Below are 3,425 nucleotides of genomic sequence, written 5' to 3'. Positions count from 1 at the left end.
AAAGAGAAGATTGAACTAAACAGTGAAGCTATAAATTTAAGAAAGAAGTTTGGTGTAGATTGTCAGTTTAATTACCCCATTAATTTTTAAATTATTTACTTCAACATTTTTGATAAATTTTCAGATTAGTAAATCGATTTGTACATTAAATAATCGATTTTTTTAAATTATCAAACCCTTTTTAACTTTCATTTTATAAATATCGTTATATTTAAGTTGATATTTCGTTATTTATTAATTGATTTTTCATTATGTTTATTTTGATTATTACGATTTTTCTAAATTAAAAAGAGCCAATTAAGCTCTCTTTAAAATCTTTTTATTCACTTTTTTAAATCGTTTACAAATATATTTTGAGTCATATGGAATAATGACCTCATCTATTATTAAAATAAAAGAAGCAGTAATCATAACCACTTATTCCCTTAAGATGTGCAAATACCTTAGGGTTACGTACATCTTGATTAATAGGGCGCTTACTTATTAAATATGCTCTTATTTTAGTTGATCTCAATTTCATTTTGAGCTGCCATTACAATATCAGTATCAATTACCTGTTTCTTCTGCTGAGTTCCAATAATCAAGCATTTCACTAATAGACTATTGAGTTTTCTTACCGAACCATTACTACAACCATAGATTGCTTCAACTGCACTTTGATTAAATATTTCTTGGTGACACCCAGCTTTACTTAAACGTGTTTTAATATACTCTGTTACTTCCTCCTTAGTAATACCAGTAAAATGATAGTTGATGACAATTCTTTGTCTTAGTGGTTCATGGATATTCTTTGATAAGATCACATTTAATATTGGAAGACCTACGAGAATACAAGTAACATAGTTTTTTGAATCAAGATCGAAATTAAGAAGGATCTTAAGATCATTTAGGATTTCTGTTCGTAAATATTGTGCCTCATCAAAAATAATGACTGTATTAATCCTTTTATCTCTACAAAGGGATATAAGTGTTTCTTGAATACTTCTAAACATATCAGTTTTCTTGAAAGATGGTTCTATACCTAGACCGAAACTGAGATTACGATAAAACTCCATAACAGTAATTGTCGATAAAGGTATATAAACAACTTTAAAAAGACTTGGATTTAATGTTGATGCAAAATGTCTTAAAGTAAATGTCTTTCCGGTCCCAGCCCCTCCTGAAAATAATCCAATACCTTTTATCGACTTTAGATATTCTAGTCTAGATAAGGCTTCTGTAAAATCTTGTGATTTAAAGTGAAGCTTGGTATCTAAAGATTTATCAAATGGATTAAACTCTAACCCATAAAACATCTTATACATTGTCACGCACCTCACTTAACTTACTATAATCGATTGTGTTTTTTCTTTTAACCTTAGAATTATCAATTTTTTTAAGTGGGTAGATTTCAATAGCTTTATCATTATCAAATAAATAGGCCTTGGACAAATCAAATGGTAGGTACCTAACTTGAATCTTTTGACCAATATACTTTTGTGGTACCTCAAAAGTTATTTTATTAACCGGAATAGTGGCATCATTTAGTACTCTGCGTGTTTCCCGATGCAGGAAGTGTTTATCTAATTCCTCTATTGGAATATAACGAAATCGATCCATATCCTTTATAAAGCGTAATTTAGGAGTTTGATTAATTCCAGAATGAATGAAATTATTGTATTGATCATTAATGAACCTACCGACAACTTCATTTAATTCTTCTAATGATTGAAATTGATTCCAATCAATACCGTTCATCCATTTATCCTTAATTGTCCTAAAAAATCTTTCAATTTTCGCCTTACTTTCTGGAGAGTAAGTGCGAGTATGAATTAATACGGTACCAATAGAAGCGCAAATTAATTCTAATTGTTCATTTTTATATGGGCTTCCATTGTCCACAAATAGGCGTTTTGGAACACCATATTTGGCAACAGCTTGTTTAAATACTAACTGCATATTAACCGCATTATCGTTAAAAAAGACTCCATGTCCGACAATTAAGCGAGATGCATCATCGATGAAACAAATAAGATATGTTTTTTTCTTTTTCCCACCTTGATTTAACATAACGAAATGGCTTGAATCAGCTTGCCACATATCATTACTAAATTCCATTTCAAAAGCCCTTCTTTCGATACCTGATAATTGATTCGCTTTTAAATTATTATTACGAATATAACGTAATACACTTGATAATGAAGTTTCTGTTTTTTTTACTATCCCATCTTCAATTAACTTATGATAAATTAATGTACCAGTAATATGCGGAAACTGATTTTTTAATTCTCGAATCCGATTTATAGCCTCATCATTAAGTGTTCTCGATATTCCACAATCACTTCTACCCTTAGGCATTAATGCATCAAAACCATGATGCATATACTTTAGATACCACCCCTTAGCAGTTTCAGGGGTAAACGAAAAGAGTGTACCATTTGACAAGGTATACTTCTTCTTTGATTCCTCACGAAAATGTTCAATTTTCGATGGAGTAATATAAGTATTTGTGACAATAGGAGCAATAATTGAATATTTTAGGAGTGCTATCTCCTTTAAGAGTTTTTCATTCATACCTTTCACCTCTAATAAGAGTATAAAATGTCAGATTTTGAAAAACAATTCAATTATTATGTGGTCAGGTCATTTTTAAAAAATAAACTGTCAAGATGAATTAATAATCTGCATAAAACAATACTTATTTTCATAAAAATATTCTTTTAAAAAATCAGACAGGTTAATATAACCTAATATTCTTTTTAATATTTCTATTAAACTAACCTTACTTTCTTTTTTTTCTTTAAATAATAAAATACATTGAGCCTTATGATCTAGAAATCTTTTAATCCATAAATATATTAGTTGAGGTGATATTTTAAATCTTTTACATAGTTCTTCGATCTTCACCTTACTATAATACCCATTTAAACATTCCAAAATCAAACTATAACTATAGGTACAATAAGGAATGATGAAGTCCGGTAATACTGCATGGGTACAACCACATGACTTACATTTTAACCTCAATATCATTAATATTTCATGAACTAAATTAGTATCAATAAGAGCTACTACATGCCTAGGATAATAACCATGAATTTCTAACCTACCCTTCGCTTTACAAGTAGGACATATTAATAAACCAATTATTAGGTTTTTAACAAAAAAATTATAACTTTCACTTAAACAATTGTTGATTTTTACCTTTATATTTGATAACATTATAAGTGCTTATTGGAGCAAAGAGAAGAGTGGTTTGGTGACTGTGTCTTCTCTTTTTTATTATCCAATACCTTTCAGCCATAACAAAAAAATTAATATGAAAAAAAATATTCAAATTACCAATATCCTTATTATATAATGAAGATATCTTAATTTGAATATTTTATTATATTTCTATAGTAAATAATTAGCTTATCTACATTTAATAAATTCATTCAAATTTA

The 3,425-nt window shown here is 28.4% G+C and carries 4 protein-coding genes; all 4 read right to left on the bottom strand.

Annotated elements, in window-relative coordinates:
• Positions 1-376: 376 nt before the first annotated feature.
• The gene (locus tag BP769_RS04440; RefSeq protein ID WP_413862161.1) at positions 377-520 is read right to left on the bottom strand and encodes a hypothetical protein; all 144 of its coding nucleotides are present in this window, start codon (positions 518-520) and stop codon (positions 377-379) included.
• Complete coding sequence (locus BP769_RS04435) at positions 501-1,304, bottom strand: ExeA family protein (RefSeq protein ID WP_413862159.1); 804 nt, start codon at positions 1,302-1,304, stop codon at positions 501-503. Before BP769_RS04435 ends, BP769_RS04440 begins: the two co-directional genes overlap by 20 nt.
• The gene (locus BP769_RS04430) at positions 1,297-2,553 is read right to left on the bottom strand and encodes a DDE-type integrase/transposase/recombinase (protein ID WP_413862157.1); all 1,257 of its coding nucleotides are present in this window, start codon (positions 2,551-2,553) and stop codon (positions 1,297-1,299) included. The genes BP769_RS04435 and BP769_RS04430 overlap by 8 nt, the downstream gene beginning before the upstream one ends.
• 90 nt (positions 2,554-2,643) lie before the next feature.
• Positions 2,644-3,201 (bottom strand): DUF6431 domain-containing protein, encoded by a 558-nt coding sequence (locus BP769_RS04425; protein WP_413862155.1) that lies wholly within the window; start codon positions 3,199-3,201, stop codon positions 2,644-2,646.
• Between the last annotated feature and the right edge of the window lie 224 nt (positions 3,202-3,425).

Origin of the sequence: Methanobrevibacter sp. UBA417 (assembly GCF_002508845.1) — an archaeon.
In the GTDB taxonomy this organism is placed as follows: Archaea; Methanobacteriota; Methanobacteria; order Methanobacteriales; family Methanobacteriaceae; genus Methanobrevibacter_A; species Methanobrevibacter_A acididurans.
This window is presented reverse-complemented; position numbering and strand designations above follow the sequence as displayed.